The organism is Pseudomonas trivialis (genome assembly GCF_001439805.1).
In the GTDB taxonomy this organism is placed as follows: Bacteria; Pseudomonadota; Gammaproteobacteria; order Pseudomonadales; family Pseudomonadaceae; genus Aquipseudomonas; species Aquipseudomonas trivialis.
Genome location: NZ_JYLK01000017.1, coordinates 97,383 through 118,778, shown reverse-complemented (window position 1 = coordinate 118,778; position 21,396 = coordinate 97,383). Strand labels below are relative to the sequence as shown.

The window sequence follows — 21,396 nt, the reverse complement described above, 5'->3', positions numbered from 1 at the left end:
ACCCCACCATGTTTGCATTCAATCATTGGATAGACGTGCTGGAGGCCAACGCCCTGCACTTCCCGCAACGTGCCGCGTTGCACTTTCTGCCCGACGGCGTCGACATCGGCGAAACGCTCACCTTCGCCCAACTGCACGAACAGTCCCGCTCCCTGGCCGCTGCCCTGCAAGCGCGCTACAGCCCGGGCGAGCGCGTGCTGTTGATGCTGCCCAGCAGCCTCGACTATGCCCGCACCTTCTGCGCCTGCCTGTATGCCGGGTTGATCGCCGTGCCGTTGTTCCCGCCGCCGTCGCGCAAGCCGCGGCATCTGGACCGCGTGCGCAATGTGGTGATCGATGCGCAGCCGGCGCTGATCCTGGCACCCGCCGAACACTGCGAGGCCCTGCGCGAACTGGTGGACCACCGCGTCGACGTGCTCACTGTGCACGACCTCGGCGCGCCGCCCGCCGACCAATGGCAACGCCCGTCCATCGACGCCGCCACGGTGGCATTCCTGCAATACACCTCGGGCTCCACCGGCACGCCCAAGGGCGTCGAAGTGCGCCAGCGCAACCTGATCGCCAACGTCGAACTGATGCGCCAGGCCTACGGTTTCGATGAACACGGCGCCATGGTCAACTGGCTGCCGCTGTATCACGACATGGGCCTGATCGGCGGCGTGCTGGCGCCCCTCTACAGCGGCATGCCGTGCTACCTGATGGCCTCGCAGACCTTCGTCAACGCGCCCTCCACCTGGCTGCAGGCGCTGAGTCGCCACCGCGCCACCGCCAGTTTTGCGCCCAACTTCGCCTACGCCCTGTGCAACCGCGTGGTCAGCGACAGCCTGATCGCCCAGCTCGACCTCAGCGCCTGGCGACACGCAATCAATGGCGCCGAGCCGATCCACCCCGGCACCCTCGACGCCTTTGCCCAGCGCTTTGCCGCCTGCGGCCTCAACCCGCTGGCCATTAGCCCCGGTTACGGTCAGGCCGAGGCCACCCTGTGCGTCAGCGCCACCCCGGCCGACGCGCTGCCAGTGGTGCTGCGCCTGGACAAACAGGTGCTGGAAACCGGTCGCGTGGCCATGGCCAGCGGCGAGGCGCCCGCAGTGGAATTCGTCGCCTGTGGCTACCCCCAGGCCCATCACGCCATTGCCATCGCCAACCCGGACACCTTCGAGCGCTGCGCCGCCGATTGCATCGGCGAAGTGTGGCTGCAAGGCCCAAGCAACGCCGAGGCCTACTGGCAAAACCCCGAGGCCAGCCGCATCGCCTTCCAGGCACAGATCACCGGCGAGCCCGGCCATTACCTGCGCTCCGGCGACCTGGGCTTCATGCACCAGGGCCAGGTGGTGATCTGCGGGCGCCTCAAGGACCTGCTGATTCTCAACGGCCGCAACCTCTACCCCCACGATATCGAGTTTGCGATCACCGACAGCGAACCCGGCATCCGCACCGGTCGCATCGCTGCCTTCTCGGAAATGGACCCGGTGCTGGGCCGCGAAAAACTGGTGATCGTGGCCGAGCCGCAACGCAAGTTCGTCGACCCGGCCCATCACCCGGCGCTGTTTGCATCGATGCAAAGCGCCGTGCGCGAAGCGGCTGACTGCGGCATCGATCAGATTGTGCTGGTGCAGGCCGGCACCATTCCCATGACCACCAGCGGCAAGATCGCCCGCCAGGGCGCCCGCGCCCAGCTCGCGGCCGGCACCTTGAGCATCATCGCCCAGAGCGGCGCCACGCCCGCTTCGTCCGCAGAACGCCTTGAAGTAACGCAATTGCGCGAACAGCCCGACCTTGCCGCCTGCCATCAATGGCTGGCGCAGACCCTGCTCGCGCTCAATCCGTACATCCGCGTGAATACCCAACTCAGCCTGATCGGCCTGGGCCTGGACTCCATCGCCCTGGCCGATTTCGCCGCGCGTCTGCGGCGCGACCTCGGCTGGGAGCCGGATACACAGAGTCTGTTCGGCGAACAAACCCTGGCGCACTGGGCGCAGGCCCTGCTGATCCACCTCGGCACCCCTGCCCCGCTCGCCAATCCCGCACCCGAGGCCGGCCTCAGCCACAGCCACCAGTCCTTCGCCCAGCGCCGACTGTGGTTCCTGCATCAACTCAACCCGCAGGACACCCAGCACAACCTCGTGCTGCACCTGACACTGCACGGCGCGCTGGACACGTCCGCTCTGTCACAGCGGCTCGACGCGCTGGTTGAGCGTCACAGCGTGCTGCGCACGGTCTACCACGACGGCGTCGACGGCCCGCAGCAGCGTGTAGTGCCCGCCAGCCCTGTGCAATTGATCGCCCAGGACAACCTGCAGGCCTGCCTGGCCCGGGAACACGCCACCCCTATCGATCTGCAACACGGCCCAATGTTGCGCGCCCACCTGATCAGCCAGGGCGAGCAGCATGACCTGCTGCTGACCCTGCACCACATCGCCTTCGACGGCCGCTCCGCGCAACTGCTGCTCGCCGAACTGGCGGCGCACACCTCGCCTGATCGCCCTTTGCAATACCTCGACTTCGCCCGTTGGGAAGCGGCGCATTGGACACCCCAGCGCATCGCCGCGCAGCAGGACTTCTGGCGCGCGCACCTGGCCGACGTCCCGCAAACCCTGGCATTGGGCGGCAGCGGCGCGACGCCGGGGCAGCACCGCCTCGACTTCAGCCTGCCTCAATCGCGCTGCGATGCGCTGTCAGGTCTGGCCCGTGAACAGGGCATGACGCTGTTCATGCTGCTGCTGGCCTGCTACCAACTGGTGCTCAAGCAGTTGGGGGGGCAACAGCGCTTCCTGCTCGGCACCGACGTCAGCGGGCGTCCGCTGGCGGCGCATAACGAGGTGATCGGTTTCTTCGTCAACCAACTCACCCTGCGCTGCGAGGTAGAGGGCGAGTCTAGCCTCGGTGAATTTTTCCAACAGGTGCGTGAGCAGGCGCAACAAGCCTACGCCCATCAGGACCTGCCGTTCGACCTGGTGGTCGCCGCGCTGGCCCCCGCACGCCGTCCGGGCCACGCGCCGCTGTTCCAGGTCAAGCTCAACTATCAACCGTCACGTTCAGCGCCGACGCTGATTGCCGGCGCGCACCTGCACACGCTCGATGTGGCCCAGGCACCGGGGGACTTCCACCTGGTGCTGGACCTGGTACACGCCGGCCATGGCATCGACGCCACCCTGAAGTACCGTGGCGAGCACTTCGATCAGGCCCGTGCCCTGCGCCTGCAACACCTGTGGACGCGTCTGCTGGACGAGGCCGGCGACTGGCTTGACGAGTCGCTGCCCGCACTGGCGGCGCGCCTCGACACCTGGGACCAGGCCTTCCAGCGCGAAAGCCAGCACACCCAAGCCAGCGCCGGGCGCAGCCAGTTGCTGCAGACCAAACGACGCTCACTGACCCTTTGACAGAGGTGGATGCCTGTATGCCAGACGTACCCCCAACGCCGCGCACCCTCGGCGGTGTACGCCGCAAAGCGATGAACGTCGCCCCACGGCAACTGGTCAGCGAACGCCTGCTCAGCGCCGACCATGCCCTGCCGCTGGTGATCGAACCGGCCGTCGAAGGCGTTGACCTCGCGGCGTGGGCCGCCAGTGAGCGCGATGCCCTGGAACAGAAACTGCTGCAACACGGCGCCCTGCTGTTTCGTGGCTTCGGCGTCAACTCGGTGGAGCAGTTCGACCAGGTCATCGCCGCGCTGTCCCCCGGCGCCCTGGAATACATGTTCCGCGCCTCGCCGCGCACCCGGGTGGGCGGCAACATCTACACCTCGACCGATTACCCGGCCGACCAGATGATCTTTCCGCACAACGAGCATTCCTATTCGCCCCGGTTTCCGCTGCGGCTGTTCTTCTACTGCCAGTTGCCTTCCGAGACCGGCGGCGAAACCCCGATTGGCTCCACCCGCACGGTCAAGTCACGCATCAGCAGCGAGATCCAGGCGCGCTTTCGCGAAAAAGGCGTGCTCTACGTGCGCAACTACGGCGACGGCTTCGGCCTGCCGTGGCAGAGCGTGTTCCAGTCCAGCGAGCGCAGCGACGTCGAAGCCTACTGCGCCAGCGTCGGCATCGAGGTCGAGTGGAAGGAAGACAACCGCCTGCGCACTCGCCAGCGCGGCCCGGCCGTGGTGCGCCACCCGCGTACCGGCGAAGAGGTCTGGTTCAACCACGCCACGTTCTTTCACATCAGCACCCTGCCGGCGGCGATCCGCGATTCGCTGCAAGGCAACTTCAACGACCTCGACCTGCCCACCAACACCTTTTACGGCGATGGCACGCCCATCGAGCCCCAGGTGCTGCAAGCGCTGCGCGCCGCCTACCTCGATTCGCTGGTGCGCTTCAGCTGGCAACAGGGCGACGTACTGTTTATCGACAACATGCTCGCAGTCCACGGCCGCGAACCCTTTACCGGCAAGCGCGCAATCATGACCGGCATGGCCGAGGCCCTGCTGTCCAGCGACGTCGCCGTGTGAGCGCTCTCCCCCCTATTTTGCAGTTGAGTTGAACATGAACGGACTTCAAGGCTTTCGCATCTCGCCGCAACAGGCGTCCCTTTACCCACACCTCAACGGCGGCAGCCGGCACCCGTTCGGTTGCCAGCTGCAATGGGCCGTGACCCAGCCGGTCGACGCTGACACCCTCACACAGCGCCTGCAGGCGCTGGCGGGCGGCAGCGAGATCCTGCGCACCCAACTGACGCCGGTGCCCGGCTTGCGCCACCCGGTGCAGGTGATCCATGACACGTCCGCGTTGCGTGTGAGCCTTGCGCAGCAGATCCCGTCGCTGCCGCAGGACTGGACACCGCCGCTGACGGTCACCCTCGTGCAACGGCCCGACGGCCAGGTGCTGCACCTGGCCGCCGCCAGCAGTCACCTGGACCTCGCCAGCCTCACACTGCTGGCGACAGCCCTGCTGCAAGACACCCCACCGGACCTCGCCGACAGCCTGCAATACGCCGATTACGCCGAATGGCGCTGGAGCCTGGTCGAAGACGCACCGCAGCATCCCGGCGCGCTGTTCTGGAACCCTGGGGCCGAGCACGAACGGCATGCCTTGCAACTGTCACTGGAAACACCCCGTGACGGTGGATTTGCCCCCGCACATCTGGACATCAGCCTGCCCAACCACCCGGCCTTCACCGCCCACCTGATGCTGACCGCCTGGGCCGTGCTGCTCGGGCGCCTGTCCGGGCAGCAGCAAGTGCCCATTACCCTGATTCACCCCAGCCGTGGACCGGAACTCGACAGCGCCGTGGGCCTGTTCGAGCAGAGCCTGCCCCTGCGCATCGACCTGCAGGCGCAGGCCACCCTGCTGGAACAGAGCAGCCATATCGGCACCCTGGTAGAGCGCGCCGCCGGCTGGCAGGACTATTACACTGGCGACCTCAGCGGCGGTTACGCCTTCGCCTGGCGCGCCAGTGACCCGCGCGAGCGCGAGGCCAGCGCGGTGACGAGCCCGGCCAAGGCGTGCCTGCAGGTCCATCAAGGCAGCGACCGGCTCCGCGCCCAGTTGGTCTACGACTGCAATCAGCTCAGCACCGAAGCGGCCGCCTGCCTGGCCGAGCAATGGACGCAACTGCTGCAGGCCGCGCTGGCCAACCCGCAGCAGACCTGGGCACTACTGCCCATCAGCGGCCCGCAGCAAACTGCGATCATCGCCGCACCGACACAGCAGCCGGAGATCGAAGCGGTGACGCTGGTGGAGCTGATCGCCCGCCAGGTGCAGCGCCAGCCCGATGCCGTCGCCCTCAGCGATCAACAGGGCGACCTGACCTACGCGCAACTGGACGCCAGCGCCACCCAACTGGCGCACCAACTGGCGAACGCCGGGATCGCCGCCAACGTGCCGGTGGGCATTCTGTTCCCGCGCGGCAACGCCGCCATCGTCGCCATGCTCGCCGTAATGAAGGCCGGTGGCGCCTACGTGCCGGTCGACCCCACTTACCCGCAGGACCGGCGCGCCTACATGCTCGCCGACAGCGCCATCGCGCACATCGTCGTCAGCCCCGAGCTGGCCGACAGCGTCCCGACCGGCCTGCACTGCTTTGTGCTGGCCGATCTGCACGCCGCCAGCGCGCTGCCGCCATTGCCACTGCCCCACCGCGACGACCTTGCGTACCTGATCTACACCTCCGGTTCCACCGGCGCACCCAAAGCCGTGGAAATCAGCCACGGCGCCCTGAGCCATTCCACCCAGGTGCGCATGGCCGCCTATGAGACGCCCGTGAGCGCCTACCTGCTGCTGTCGTCATTTGCCTTCGACAGCTCGGTGGCCGGCATTTTCTGGACCCTGGCCCAGGGCGGTCGCCTGGTCTTGCCGGCGCCCGGCGAAGAACTGGACATGGCGCGCCTGGCGCAGTTGATCGCGCAGCACCGGGTCAGCCATGGCCTGTCGCTGCCGTCGCTGTACCAGGCGCTGCTGGACCAGTTGGGTGGCGCCGACAGCCTGCGCTGCTGGATCGTTGCCGGTGAGGCCTGCCCGCCGTCGCTGATTGCCCAGCACCGCAACGCCCTGCCCGGCGCCTTGCTGGTCAACGAATACGGCCCCACCGAAGCCACCGTGTGGGCCACTTACGACGTGCTCGACACCGACCGCGCCCTGACCATCGGCCGCCCGATTGCCGGCATGGACCTGCGCGTGCTCAATGAACACGACGTCGCCAGCGGCATCGGTGAACCGGGCGAGATCATTCTTGCCGGCCCGACCCTGGCCCGGGGTTACCGCCACAAACCCGAAGAAACCGCCAACGCCTTCGTCACCCTCGCCGATGGCACCCGCGCCTACCGTACCGGCGACCTCGCCTGCTGGCTGGCCGACGGGCGCCTGGCGTTCCTCGGGCGCAAGGACCATCAGGTCAAGTTGCGCGGCTACCGCATCGAGCTCGGCGAGATCGAGCGCCAACTGTGCAGCCACAGCGACGTGCGCGAAGCGGCAGTGATCGTGCAGGACCAGCCCGCCGGCAAGCGCCTGCTCGCCTACGTGCTCGCCGCCCACGGCTATGCGCCGGATTCCGAAGCGCTCAAGCGCTACCTCGGCGAGCGCTTGCCGTCGTACATGGTGCCCACCCGCGTAATCACCCTCAGCGCCTTCCCGCGCACGCCCAACGGCAAGCTCGACCTCCAGCAGTTGCCCGACCCGGATCAACTTGACCAGAGCAGCCATGTGGCCCCGCGCACGCCGATGGAAACCACGCTGCACACCATCGTCGCCAAGGTCCTGAAACTGCCCCGTGTCAGCGTCACCGAGAGCTTCTTCGCCATCGGCGGCGACTCGATTCTCAGCCTGCAAGTGGTGGCCCAGGCCCACGAACAAGGCATCGCACTGTCGGCCAAGCACGTGTTCGAGCACCAGAGCATCGCCGCCATGGCCAGCGTCGCCCAGCCGCTGGACAAAAGCCCGGCGCAGGCGCAAAGCGCCGAGTTCAGCGCCTCCGGCATGTCGGATGACGAACTCAACGCGCTGATGGCCGAGCTCAACGACGCCGACCTGTAATCGCCGTCGCCCCTATTTCTGCAGGACGTTTTGAATGACCACCGACAAGACCACGCGCAATCCGATCGAAGATGTCTACCCGCTGTCACCGCTGCAACAAGGGATGCTGTTCCACTCCCTGCTGCACGAGGACTCCGGGGTGTACCTGATGCAGGATCGCTACCGAATCGGTGGGGCCATTGACGAGACCGCGTTTCTTGAAGCGTGGCGCCAAGTGGTGGCGCTGCACCCGTCACTGCGGGCGAGCTTCCAGTGGAAAACCCGGAAGCAGCCGGTGCAGGTGATCCACCGCGAGGTCAAGGTGCCCCTCGATACCCTCGACCTGCGCGGGCTGGCGCCCCACGAGCAGCAGGCGCGCATTCGTGTGCTGCTGGAGGAGGAGCAGAAAGTCGGCTTCAACCTGTCCAAGCCGCCGCTGATCCGCTTTCGTCTGGTGCGCCTGGCCGATGAGGCCTATGAATTCATCCGCAGCTTCCACCATATCCTGATGGACGCCTGGTGCATTTCCCTGGTGACCGTGGACTTTCTCAAGGTCTACGAGGCGCTGTGCAACCAGCGCACGCCGCAGATCAGCAGCCCCCGGCCGTTTCGCGATTACATCCAATGGCTGCAACGTCAGGACGCGGGCAAGGCCGAGCAGTTCTGGCGCGGCCAGTTGCACGGGCTCAACGCACCGACGCCGCTCACCGTGGACAACGGCGTAACGCGCGACCGCTATACCGATGCGGTGCTGGTGGAGGACCAACTGGTCCACCTGGACGCGCAACACACCCAGGCGCTGGCCAGTTTCTGCCGCAGCCGCCGGATCACCCCCAACACCTTTTTCCAGGGCGTGTGGTCGCTGCTGCTGTCGCGCTACAGCGGGCAACACGACGTGGTGTTCGGCGTCACCGTGGCCGGGCGTCCGGCCGAACTCACCGGTGTTGCCGAAATGATCGGCCTGTTCATCAACACCCTGCCCTTGCGCGTCAGCGTCGATCCCGAGGCGCGGCTGGGCGACTGGCTGGGGGACTTGCAGGCACTCAACGTGCAGATGCGCGACTTCGAGCACACGCCGCTCACCGATATCCAGGGCTGGAGCGACTTCCCCCGCGGCGAAACCCTGTTCGACAGCATCCTGGTGTTCGAGAACGCCCCCATTGATGAGCAGATTCTCGACGGCGGCTTTCAGTTCAGCCTCGACGGCATGGACCACAGCGTGCATACCCACTACGGCTTGACCGTGGTGATCCTGCCCGGCGAGCAACTGGGCATCCGCGTGTCGTACGACCGTGAGCGTTTCACCGCCGAGACGGTGCAGCGCCTGCTCGGCCACCTGGCCAGCCTGGTGCGCGGCATGCTCGCCGCGCCAGAGGCAGCGCTGGGCAGTTTCGAGCTGCTGGCCGCCGATGAACGCGAGCAATTGCTTGGCGACTGGGCGCTCAACCCCCACGACTTCCCGCTGGATAAAAGCTACGCCGAACTGTTTGCCGCCCAAGTCGCCGAACGCGGCGATCAGGTGGCCGCTATCTGCGACGGCCAGTCCCTGACCTACGCCGAACTGGACCGGCGCGCCACGCGCCTGGCCCACGCCCTGCGTGCGGCCGGCGCCGCCGAAGACCGGTTGGTGGCGCTGCTCGCCCCCCGTGGCCTGGCGCTGTTGACCGCGATGATCGCGGTGTTCAAGGCCGGCGCGGCGATGCTGCCGCTGGAGGTCAACCACCCGCCCGAGCGCCTGCGCGAAATCCTCGGCCTGTCCCGCGCGCCCTTGCTGGTCGCCAGTGAAGACTGCAGCGGCCTGCTCGATCAGTTGCTCAGCGGCCTCGATCACGCGCCCCGGGCACTGTTCGCCGAAGCGGCCTGGAACACCCCCAACGATGCACCGCTGGCACCGGCCGGCAGCCCGCACAGTCTGGCCTACGTGCTGTTCACCTCGGGCTCGACCGGTACGCCCAAGGGCGTGATGATCGAACAGCGCGGCATGCTCAATAACATCTTCGGCAAAGTCCCGGCCCTGGGCCTGAACGCCGCCGACCGCATTCCCCAGACCGCTTCGGTGGCCTTCGATATCAGCGTGTGGCAGTTCCTCGCCGCCCCGGTACTCGGCGCCACCGTGCACATCCTGCCGGACGAGGTCGCCCACGACCCGCAACGCCTGCTGCAGGCGCTCGCCAGCGAGCGCCTGCATGTGCTGGAAATCGTCCCGAGCCTGATGCGCACCCTGCTTGCGCTGTGCCCGTGCGACCTGCAACTGCCCGATCTGCGCTGGGTGCTGCCCACCGGCGAAGCGCTGCCGCCGACCGTGGCCCGCGACTGGTTTGGGCGGTTCCCCGCCATCGCACTGATGAACGCCTACGGCCCGGCCGAATGCGCCGACGACGTGGCGTTCCAGCCGATTACCGAAGCGCCGTATGCCAGCGTCAGCCACATGCCCATCGGCAAGCCCACCGCCAACAACCGCCTGTACGTGCTCGATGAAGCACTGCGCCCGGTGCCCGTCGGCGTGGCCGGGGAAATCTGCGTCGGCGGCGTCGGCGTGGGTCGCGGCTACCTGCACGACCCGCAGCGCAGCGCCGAAGCCTTCATCGAGCATGCGCAGCTCGACGCTCGCCTGTACCGCACTGGCGACCTTGGCCGCTGGCGTGCCGACGGGGTGCTCGAATACCTCGGCCGCCGCGACCAGCAGGTCAAGCTGCGCGGGCACCGCATCGAACTGACCGAAATCGAACACCGTCTGGCCCTGCACCCGAACGTGCGCGAAGCGGCGGTATTGCTGCGCGAAAACAGCGTGGGCGAAGCCTGGCTGGTGGCCTACTGGTCGGCCCATGACGAAAGCCTGGGCAACAATGGCCTGAGCGAACACCTGCGCGCGCAGTTGCCGCCGTACATGGTGCCGGCCGCCTTTGAATGCCTCGACCGCCTGCCGCTGAACAACAACGGCAAGGTCGACCGCAAGGCCCTGGCCGCGCTGCAACTGACCTGGCAGGCCGATGCCAGCGAAAGCCTCGCGCCGCGTAACGAACACGAAACCGCCATTGCCGCCATCTGGGCCGACGTGCTGGGCCGCGACAGCGTGGGTGTGGAAGACAATTTCTTCACCCTCGGCGGCCACTCGCTGCTGGCGACGCAGATCGTCGCGCGCCTGCGCAGCACGTTCAAACTCGAGCTGCCGCTGCGGGTGTTGTTCGAGCAGCCCACCGTTGCCCTGCTGGCCGTGGCCATTGCCGAGCGTGAGGCGCAGGCCGCCGCACCGCAAGCCGTCGCAGCCGATTCGCTGCAGGCCAGACCGCGCCCGGCGCTGCTGCCGTTGTCGTTCTCCCAGCAACGCCTGTGGTTTATCGAGCAACTGACGCCCGGCACCACGCTGTTCAATATCCCGTTTGCCCTGCGCCTCAGCGGGCCACTCGACGTGGCAGCCCTGCACGCGAGCCTGAATGACCTGCTGGCGCGCCATGAAATCCTGCGCACCGGCATTCGCAGCGTGGACGGCGTGCCGAGCCAGCACATCAGCGCGACGCTGAACATTGAGCTGCCGTTCGAAGACCTGTCGAACCTGGCCGCCACCGCCCGTGAAGGCGCGCAGTTCAACGCCCTGCAAGCCACCTTCGAACAGCCCTTTGACCTGACGGCACCGCCGCTGCTGCGCGCGCGCCTGCTCAAAGTGGCGCCGGACGAGCACGTGCTGGGCATTGCCCTGCATCACCTGGTGTCCGACGCCTGGTCGGCCACCATCGCCCTGCGTGAGCTGGCGCAAGGGTACGAAGCCCGCCGCCACGGCGCCGCCGCACAATTGCCGGCCCTGCCCCTGCAATACGCCGACTTCGCCCTGTGGCAGCGTGATCACCTGCAAGGCGCTGAACTTGCGCGCCAACTCGATTACTGGACGCGCACCCTTGACCGCCGCGACCAGGACGCCAGCCCCCTGCTGGCCTTGCCCACCGACCATCCACGGCCGTCGGTGCAGAGCTACCGCGCGGGGCTGGTGCAACGCGAACTCAGCGCCGCCCTCAGCGGCCGCGTGCAGGCACTCGCCAGTCGCCTGGGCACTACGCCGTTCAGCGTACTGTTCGCAGGCTTTGCGGTGTTGATGCACCGCCTGAGCGGCGACGCCACCGTACTGATCGGCACCCCGGTTACCCACCGTGAACAGCCGGGCACCGAAGGCCTGCTGGGGATCCTGCTGAACAACTTGGCGATCCGCGCCGACTTCAGCGCCCAGGCCGATTTCAACGCGGTGGTTGTCCAGGTCGCCACGCGTTTGCGCGAAGGCCTGCAACACCAGGACCTGCCGTTCGAACAACTGGTGGACAGCCTGCAACTGCCGCGCAGCCTCAGCCATGCGCCGCTGTATCAGGTGATGGTTGCGCAGCAATTGGCCATGGAGGCACGCCTGCAGTTTCCGGGGCTGGCCTTCGAAGCGCTCGACACGCCGCTCAAGCACTCCGAATGCGACCTCGACCTGCACGTGCTGTGCCCGGCCGATGCGCCGATTCAGCTCGAACTGATGTTCGCCCTCGACCTGTTCACCCAGGACAGCGCGCGGCAAACCCTGGCGCGCCTGGAACACCTGCTGGAACAACTGCTCGCCGCGCCGCAACGCGCGGTCGCCACCCTGCCCTTGCTGATGCCCGCCGAGTGGCAGCGCACGGTGGTGGAGTGGAACCGTACCGAAATGGACGTGCCGCAGCACCTGACCTTCGCCCAGCTGTTCGAACAACAGGCCGAACGCACGCCTGAGCGTGATGCGCTGTGCTTTGAAGGCCGACGCCTGAGCTACGCCGAACTGAACCGCCGCGCCAACCAGGTCGCCCATTACCTGCGTGGGCAAGGCGTGGGCGCCAACCGACCGGTGGCGCTGTGTGTGGAGCGTTCGCTGGAATTGTTGATCGGCCTGCTGGGCATTCTCAAGGCCGGTGGCGCCTATGTGCCGCTGGACCCGAGCTACCCGGCCGAGCGCCTGGCCTACATGCTCGACGACGCGCAGCCGCTGTTGTTCGTCGGCCAGCAAGGCCTGCTCGAACAGCTGGGCAGCCACCTGCCACGCCTGCATCTGGACGCCGACGCCGCGCTGCTCGCCAGCCAACCCGAGAGCAACCCCGCCGCGCTGGCAGGTCCCGATGACCTGGCCTACCTCATGTACACCTCCGGCTCCACCGGTAAGCCCAAGGGCACGCTGGTTACCCACAAATCGGTGGTCAACCTGGCCTGGGCGCGCATTCACGGTCTGTACCGCCGCTACACCGACCAGCCGATGCGCACCAGCTTCAACTACTCGTTCGCCTTCGACAGTTCGGTGGCCGAACTCATCCTGCTGCTCGACGGCCACAGCCTGTACTTGACCCCGGAAGACGTGCGCTACGACCCGGCCACCCTGGCGCAATTCTTCAAGGACACACGCCTGGACGCCTTCGAATGCACCCCGGCGCAGCTCAAGAGCCTGCTCGAAACCGACGGTGTGCGCCGTGGCGAGACCTACCTGCCGCGCTTCGTGCTGTTTGGCGGCGATGCGGTGGACGCGCAGCTCTGGCAACGCCTGCCGTCCATCGCCGGCAGCCGCTTCTTCAACACCTACGGCCCCACCGAGTGCACCGTGGATGCCACCGGCTGCGCGGTGGATGACTTCCCGCAGCGGCCGATCATTGGCCGGCCGATTGCCAACGTGCGCACCTACGTGCTCGACGCGTTCCTCAACCCGCTGCCGGTGGGCGTGCCCGGCGAGCTGCATATCGGCGGTGCCGGCGTGACCCGCGGTTACCTCAACCGCGCCGAACAGACCGCCAAGGTATTCATCGACGATCCGTTCTCACCGCTGCCAGAGGCAAGGATGTACAAGTCCGGCGACCTGGTGCGCTGGCTGCCCGGTGGTCAGCTCGAATACCTGGGCCGCATGGACCATCAAGTGAAAATCCGTGGTTTCCGCGTAGAACTGGGCGAAATCGAAGCCCTGCTCGGCGCGCAACCCGGCGTACGCCAGGCGGTGGTGCTGGCCCGTGAAGACGTGCCTGGCGACAAGCGCCTGGTGGCCTACGTCAGTGGCGACCAGCCCGACCTCAGCGCGTGGCGCCACGCCCTTGGCGCCGCCCTGCCCGACTACATGGTGCCGTCGGCCTTTGTGGTGCTGGACCAGTTGCCCTTGACCGATAACGGCAAACTCAACCGCAAGGCCTTGCCCGCGCCGCACACCCAGGCCGAGCCGGACGCCACGGACCCACCGCGCACCGACGCCGAACGCCAGCTCGCCGCCCTGTGGGCCGAGCTGCTGAAGCTGCCGTTGAGCGCAATCGGGCGTGACAGCCAGTTCTTTTACCTGGGTGGCCATTCGCTGTTGGCGGCCGTGCTGTTTGCGCGCCTGCGTCAGCAATTTGCCACAGTGCCACCGCTGCGGGCGGTGTTCGAACATCCCACGTTGCACGCCCTGGCGGCGTTGCTCGCGCAGCCGCTGCAAACACCCCGCGACACCTTCGTGCCCGCTCCGCGGCCTGCACGCCTGCCGCTGTCGTTCGAACAGCAGCGCCTGTGGTTTCTCGAGCAACTGAGCGGCGCCAGTGAGTACAACGTGGTCAGCGCCGTGCAGTTCGACGGCGAGCTGCATGTTCCGGCGCTGCAAGCGGCGCTGAACAGTGTGATTCAACGCCACGAAATCCTGCGCAGCCGCATCGTGCGTGAGCCGGCCGGTGAACTGGCGCTGGTGATCGAACCCCACGTCGAGCTGACGCTGGCCATGACGCACTGGGACGCCGTCACCGACGCGCACTGGCAACAACTGAACGAAGACGCGATCCAGGCCGCCACCGCGCAGCGCTTTGACCTGTCCCGTGAAGCGCCGATTCGCGCGCGCCTGCTCAAACGCAACAGGCAGGCGTTGCTGGTGCTGACCCTGCACCACTGCGTGACCGACGATGCCTCCACGCAGAACCTGCTCGACGAACTGGCTCGCTGCTACAAAGGCGAGCACCACAGCCTGCCGGCGCTGGCCCTGCAATACCCGGACTACGCGCTGTGGCAGCGCGAGGCGGCGCAACAGGCGCGATTCGACAGCCAGTTGGCCTACTGGCGAACGCAACTGCAGGACACCAGCTACCAGTTGGAACTGCCCACCGACCAGCCACGCCCGCACCTGCTCGATCCGCATGCCGACTCGGTGCAAGTGCAATTGCCCGCCGAGCTGACCGCGCGCTTGCGTCAGTTTGCCCAGCAACGCGGCGCAACCCTGTACATGCTGCTGCTCAGCGCCGCACAACTGTTGCTGGGACGCTATGCCAACCAGCGCGACGTGCGCGTCGGCAGCCCGGTGGCGCAGCGGCCATTGGCCGAGTTGCAGCCGCTGATCGGTTGCTTCGTCAACACCCTGGTGATGCGCGCCGACCTGGCACCGAACCTGGACTTCGCCGGCTTGCTCGACCAGGTGCGCAACACCGTGCTCGACGCCCAGCAGCATCAGGACGTGCCGTTCGATCAACTGGTCGAACACCTCGCGCCCGAACGCAGCCTCGGTCAGACGCCGTTGTTCCAGGTGCTGTTCGTCATGCAGAACGGCGCTGCCGACGTCGGCCAGTGGCCGCACTTGCAGGTGCGTGAACGGGCGGTGACGGCCGCCGCCACCAAGTTCGACCTGAACTGGGAAGTGCACGACGGCGAAGTGCTGTCGGTGTTGCTGGAATACCGCAGCGCGCTGTTCAGCCAGGCCACCGCCCAACGCTGGTTGACGCAATGGCAGGCATTGCTGGAAAGCATGCTCGACGCACCGCAGACGCTGATCGGCGAATGGTCGCCACTGACCGACGCCGAGCGCGTGCAACAGCAGGCGTGGAACGCCACCCACCGGCATTACCCCGGCCCGACCGACCTGCACACGGCCCTGAGCCAACAGGCCGCACTCACGCCGAATGCGCAAGCTCTGGTCTTCGAAGACCAGCGCCTGAGCTACGCCGAGCTGGACCAGCGCGCCCACCACGTCGCCCGCGCCCTGCGCAGCGCCGGTATTGGCCGCGAATCGATTGTGCCGGTGTGCATGGAGCGCTCGGTGGAGATGGTGGTGGCCTTGCTCGGCATCGTGCATGCCGGCGCCGCCTGGCTGCCGCTGGATCCCGAGTTGCCGGCCGCGCGTCTGGCATTTCTGATTGAGGATGCGGAAGCTCTGGTCACGTTGACCCAGCCCCAGTGGCTGTCGCGCCTGCCCGCAGGCCACAACGCGTGGACGCTGGACTCACTGCCCGACGCGGGCGACGCCGAACCGCTGAACATGCAGGCCAATGACCTCGCCTACGTGCTCTACACCTCCGGTTCCACCGGCCAGCCCAAAGGCGTGATGAACGAACACGGCGCGCTGATGAACCGCCTGCACTGGATGCAGGATGCATTTCCGATTGGGCCTGACGACCGCGTGCTGCAAAAGACCCCCTACAGCTTCGACGTGTCGGTGTGGGAGTTCTTCTGGCCGCTGATCACGGGCGCCACGCTGGTGGTGGCGCGTCCCGATGGCCATCGTGACCCGGCCTACCTCAGCCAGCTGATCCAGCAGGAACAGGTCACCACCCTGCACTTTGTGCCGTCGATGCTGCGCGCGTTTGCCGAAGAACCGAGCTTGGCTGACTGCCGCAGCCTGCGTCAGGTGTTCGCCAGCGGCGAAGCCCTGCCCGTGGATCTGGTACAGCGTTTCATGAGCCGCCATTCGGCGGCGCTGGTCAATCTCTATGGCCCGACCGAAGCGGCGATTGACGTGTCGGTGTGGCGTTGCTCGGTCGACGACGCTGTGGTGCCGATCGGCAAGCCCATCGCCAACCTGCAGCTGCATATTCTGAATGACCAGCAGCAGCCGTTGCCCATCGGTACGGCCGGCGAACTGTATATCGGTGGTGTTGGCGTCGCGCGCGGTTACCTCAAACGTGACGACCTCACCGCCGAACGCTTCCTCACGGTAAATGGCGAACGCCTGTACCGCACCGGTGACCGCTGCCGCTTCCTGCCTGACGGCAATATCGACTACCTCGGCCGCCTCGACCATCAGGTCAAGCTGCGCGGCCAGCGCATCGAACTCGGCGAAATCGACGCTGCCCTGCTGGCCCGGCCGCAGGTCCGCGAGGCCGCCACTCTGCTGCTCGACCAACGTCTGGTGAGTTTCTGGAGCGGTGACGCCAGCGAAGCCGACCTGCGCGCGGCACTCGCCCGCGAGCTGCCGTCCCACCTGCTGCCGGGCCTGCTGGTGCAGCTTGAGCACCTGCCGCTCAGCCCCAACGGCAAGCTTGACCGCAAGGCACTCGCCGCCATCCGCCTGCCGGACGCCAGCCGCGAGCAGCCGCACCGCGCACCGCGCAACGCCAACGAAACGCTGCTGTGCGAGGTGTTCAGCGAAGTGCTGCAATGCCCGCAGGTGGGCATCGACGACCACTTCTTCCAGCTTGGCGGCCACTCCCTGTTGGCCACGCAACTGGTCGCCCGGGTGCGGGAACGCCTGGGCGTGACCTTGCCGTTGGCACGGGTGTTTGCCCAGCCGACCGTCGCGGCCCTGGCCGCGCAGCTGGACGACGCCTTGCCGGGTGAACAGATCACGCCTCAGCCACGTCCGGCTGCCCTGCCGCTGGGCCTGGCGCAACAGCGGTTCTGGATGCTCAGCCGACTGGTGCCACAATCGCGCGAATACCACATGCCGTTCGCGCTGACCTTGACCGGTGCCCTGAACCTGCCGGCCTTGCGCGCCGCCTTTGATCAGCTCAGCGAGCGCCATCTGGTGCTGCGCAGCCGCATTAGGGAAGTCGCAGGCCAGGCGCAGTTGCTGATCGATGCGCAAGGCCCGGCGCTGCAGGTGACGTCGGTTGCCGAGCGCGACTGGGACAGTGCGTGCAACCGCGCGCAGACCGAGTTGATGGCCCCTTTCGACCTGGCAAACGCCGCCCCCTGGCGCGCGCATTTAATGCACCGCCAGGGCAGCGACGAGCACCGCTTGCTGGTGTGCCTGCACCACAGCGCCACCGACGGCTGGGCCATGCGCCTGCTGATCGACGAACTGGCCCAGGCCTACCGCGCCGGGCTGCACGGGCAGGCGCCGGACTTTACGCCACTGCCCATCGACTACATCGACTTCGCCCTGTGGCAACAGCACCCGCACACCCAGGCCCGGCGCGAGGCCAGCCTGGATTACTGGAAAAACCATCTGGGCGAGGACGACTACCGTCTCGAACTGCCGCTGGACCGGCCACGCGCCGCCGAAGCGGATCGGCGTGCCGGTCAACTGAATCTCAGCCTGGGCCGCGAGCGTTCGGCGGCGATTCGCCACTTCGCGCGGCAGCGCGGCACCACGCCGTACGTGGTGCTCGCCAGCGCCTTGAGTGCCCTGCTGGCGCGCTACAGCGGCCAGCGCGATATTCGCCTGGGCACTCCGGCGGACCAGCGCGACTCGCCGCAAACCCAGACCCTGCTGGCCTGCCTGGTCAATACCCTGGTGATCCGCAGCGACGTCGACCAACAGGCTCCGGCGGCTAGCCTGCTGGACGCGGTGGAAGCCGATCTGCGCGCCGCTCAGGCCCACGCCGACCTGCCGTTCGCCAGCCTGGTCAGCGCCGTGACCCAGCGCCGCGACCTTAACCGCACGCCGCTGTTTCAGGTGCTGTTCTCCCTCAATCACGGCCATATGGACAGCCGCCAGTGGCCGGGACTGGCCCTTGAAGAACGCACCCTGCCGGCCATCGACGCCAAGTTCGAACAAAGCTGGGAAGTGCACGACGACGGCAGCGACATGACCCTGGCGCTGGAATACCAGGCCGCGCTGTTCAACGCCGCGACGATGCAACGCTGGAGCGCGCAATGGTGTGCGCTGCTCGATGCACTGGTGGCAACACCGGAGCGCGCATTGGTCGAGCTGTTCCCGCAGCAGCAGGATCAGGCGCAACTGGCGCAATGGAACGCCACCGAGCGGCATTACCCCGGCCCGACCGACCTGCACACGGCCCTGAGCCAACAGGCCGCACGCACGCCGAATGCGCAAGCCCTGGTCTTCGAAGGCCAGCGCCTGAGCTACGCCGAGCTGGACCAGCGCGCCCACCACGTCGCCCGCGCCCTGCGCAGTGCTGGCATTGGCCGCGAATCGATTGTGCCGGTGTGCATGGAGCGCTCGGTGGAGATGGTGGTGGCCTTGCTCGGCATCGTGCACGCCGGCGCCGCCTGGCTGCCGCTCGATCCGGAGCTGCCGGCCGCGCGTCTGGCGTTTTTGATTGAGGATGCGGATGCTCTGGTCACGTTGACCCAGCCCCAGTGGCTGTCGCGCCTGCCCGCAGGCCATAACGCGTGGACGCTGGACTCACTGCCCGCTGCTGACAACGTCGAACCGCTGAACATGCAGGCCAATGACCTCGCCTACGTGCTCTACACCTCCGGTTCCACCGGCCAGCCTAAAGGCGTGATGAACGAACACGGCGCGCTGATGAACCGCCTGCACTGGATGCAGGATGCATTTCCGATTGGGCCTGACGACCGCGTGCTGCAAAAGACCCCCTACAGCTTCGACGTGTCGGTGTGGGAGTTCTTCTGGCCGCTGATCACGGGCGCCACGCTGGTGGTGGCGCGTCCCGATGGGCACCGTGATCCGGCTTACCTGAGCCAGTTGATCCAGCAGGAGCAGGTCACCACCCTGCACTTCGTGCCGTCGATGCTGCGCGCGTTTGCCGAAGAGCCGAGTCTGGCTGACTGCCGCAGCCTGCGTCAGGTGTTCGCCAGCGGCGAAGCCCTGCCGGCGGATCTGGTGCAGCGTTTCATGAGCCGCCACCCGGCGGCGCTGGTCAACCTGTATGGCCCGACCGAAGCGGCGATTGACGTGTCGGTGTGGCGTTGCTCGGTCGACGACGCGGTGGTGCCGATTGGCAAACCCATCGCCAACCTGCGCCTGCACATTCTGGATGATCAGCAGCAGCCGCTGCCGATTGGCAGCATCGGCGAGCTGTATATCGGCGGCGTCGGCGTTGCGCGCGGTTACCTCAAACGTGACGACCTCACCGCCGAACGCTTCCTGACGGTGAACGGCGAACGCCTGTATCGCACCAGTGACCGTTGCCGCTTCCGCGCTGACGGCAATATCGACTACCTCGGCCGCCTCGACCATCAGGTCAAGCTGCGCGGCCAACGTATCGAACTGGGCGAAATCGATGCTGCTTTGCTCGGCCGGCCAGGCGTCAGCGGCGCCTGCACGCTGGTGCTCGACAATCGCCTGGTGGCGTTCTACAGCGGCGCTGCGGCCGAGACGGCGCTGGGCGCCGCACTCAGCGCGCAACTGCCGGCTTATATGGTGCCTGCCGTTTGGGTGCAACTGCCAAGCCTGCCGCTGACCAGCAATGGCAAGCTCGACCGCAAGGCGCTGGCGGCGCTGCCTCTGCCGCAGCGCCAACAGGCGTCGGTCGCACCACGCACTGCCCTGGAAGGCCTGGTGTGCCAGCTGTTCAGCGACTTGCTTGGCGACAGCCTCACCGGCGGCCGCGCGGTCGGCACCGCGGACAGCTTCTTTGCGCTGGGCGGTGACTCGATCCTCGGCCTCAAGCTGATTTCGCAGCTGCGCGACCTGGGTTACGCCCTCACGCCCAAAGACCTGTTCCGCGCCCAGACCCCGGCGGGCCTGGCGCAGCTGATCACGCCGCTGCTGGCCGTGGCCGAGCAAGGCGAAGTCAGCGGTGCGATGCCGTTGATGCCGTTGCACCAGTGGTTCTTCGACCAGCAGCAACCCCAGCCCGCCTACTGGAACCAATCGGTGCTGGCCGACAGCACGCGTCCATTGCAACCGGCTCTGGTGCAGCAAACGCTGGATAAACTGATCGCTCATCACGACGCATTGCGCCTGCGTTTCAGCGCAGTGGACGGCCAATGGCAGGCCGTTATTGCCACGGTGGAACCGGCGCGGCTGACCCTCGCAACTCAAACGCAGCAACTGCAACAGGTGGCGCAGAGCCTGGACCTGCAACACGGCCCGTTGTTCGCCGCCGCGCTGCTGGAAGGCACGCCGCAGCGCCTGTATCTGGTGGCCCATCACCTGGTGATCGACGCCGTGTCCTGGGGGCCGTTGCTGGAAGATTTCCAGCAGGTGTATGCCGCCCTGGAAAGCGGCGCGCCCGTGGTGATGCCGGCAAAAACCACCGCGTACCGGCAATGGGCCGAGCAGTTGCACGCCCGCGCTGCCAGCGCCGAACAGCCGTACTGGAGCCGCCAGCTCGCCGTCAACCCGATGCCGCAGGCCACGGTGGCCGAGCGCCAGACCCTGTCGGCGCGCTGGGATGCCACGCGCACCCAGCAATGGTTGACCGAGTCCCACGCCGCCTACCGCACCCAGCCGGAAGAACTGCTGATCGCCGCACTGGTTGCAACCCTGGCCGAAGTCGATCAGCGCCAGGAGGTCGTGGTTGACCTGGAACGCCATGGCCGCGACGCGGGCTTTGAAGGGCTGGATGTCAGCCGCACCGTGGGTTGGTTTACCACCCTGTTCCCGCTGCGGGTGAACGCCCGTGGCAGCGTGGGCGACTGGGCGCGCCAGGCCAAGGAAGCCTTGCGCGCGGTGCCCGGTCAGGGCCTGGGCTATGGCTTGCTGCGCCTGCGCGGTGAGTTGCCGGCCGGCAACGGCGATGTGCTGTTCAACTACCTGGGCCACGAGCAACCGCCAGCCGGCTGGTTGCGCGCCAGCACCCTGGCGGCGCCGGCGGAGGTTGCGCCTGCCAACCGTGTGAGCCATGCCCGTGAAGTGGTGGCGTGGCTGGAGGACGGCGTGTTGCACCTGCATTGGCACAGCGTCAGCGCCGAGGCCGACCGCGACCTGCCGGCGCGCCTGCTCACGCACCTGCAAGCGCTGCTCGAACACTGCCGCGATCCCAAGGCTGGCGCATTGATGCCATCCGACTTTCCGCTGGCCAAGGCACTGAATCAAAAGTCCCTCGACACCTTGCTGGGCAAGCTCAAGAGCAAACCGAATTCCTGAGAACGGCGC

The 21,396-nt window shown here is 67.1% G+C and carries 4 protein-coding genes; all 4 read left to right on the top strand.

Translation table 11 applies throughout. The features are described 5' to 3' along the window. Positions 1 to 8 precede the first annotated feature (8 nt). From TU79_RS21195 to TU79_RS21180, 4 genes are read left to right on the top strand one after another with little or no spacing between them, the layout of a single operon-like run. A complete protein-coding gene (locus TU79_RS21195) occupies positions 9 to 3,380 on the top strand; it encodes a condensation domain-containing protein (RefSeq protein WP_057009831.1) in 3,372 nt (1,123 codons plus the stop codon). Between the two features lie 17 nt (positions 3,381 to 3,397). After that, positions 3,398 to 4,444: a TauD/TfdA family dioxygenase gene (locus TU79_RS21190; RefSeq protein WP_057009830.1), complete on the top strand. Its 1,047-nt coding sequence runs from the start codon at positions 3,398 to 3,400 to the stop codon at positions 4,442 to 4,444. A 34-nt stretch (positions 4,445 to 4,478) separates the two neighbouring features. Next, on the top strand, positions 4,479 to 7,463 hold the full coding sequence (locus TU79_RS21185) for a non-ribosomal peptide synthetase (protein WP_057009829.1): 2,985 nt from the start codon (positions 4,479 to 4,481) through the stop codon (positions 7,461 to 7,463). Between the two features lie 34 nt (positions 7,464 to 7,497). Then, positions 7,498 to 21,387 carry a non-ribosomal peptide synthetase gene (locus tag TU79_RS21180; protein ID WP_057009828.1) on the top strand — a complete coding sequence of 4,630 codons (13,890 nt, stop codon included), beginning with the start codon at positions 7,498 to 7,500 and terminating at the stop codon, positions 21,385 to 21,387. The last annotated feature ends 9 nt before the right edge of the window (positions 21,388 to 21,396 follow it).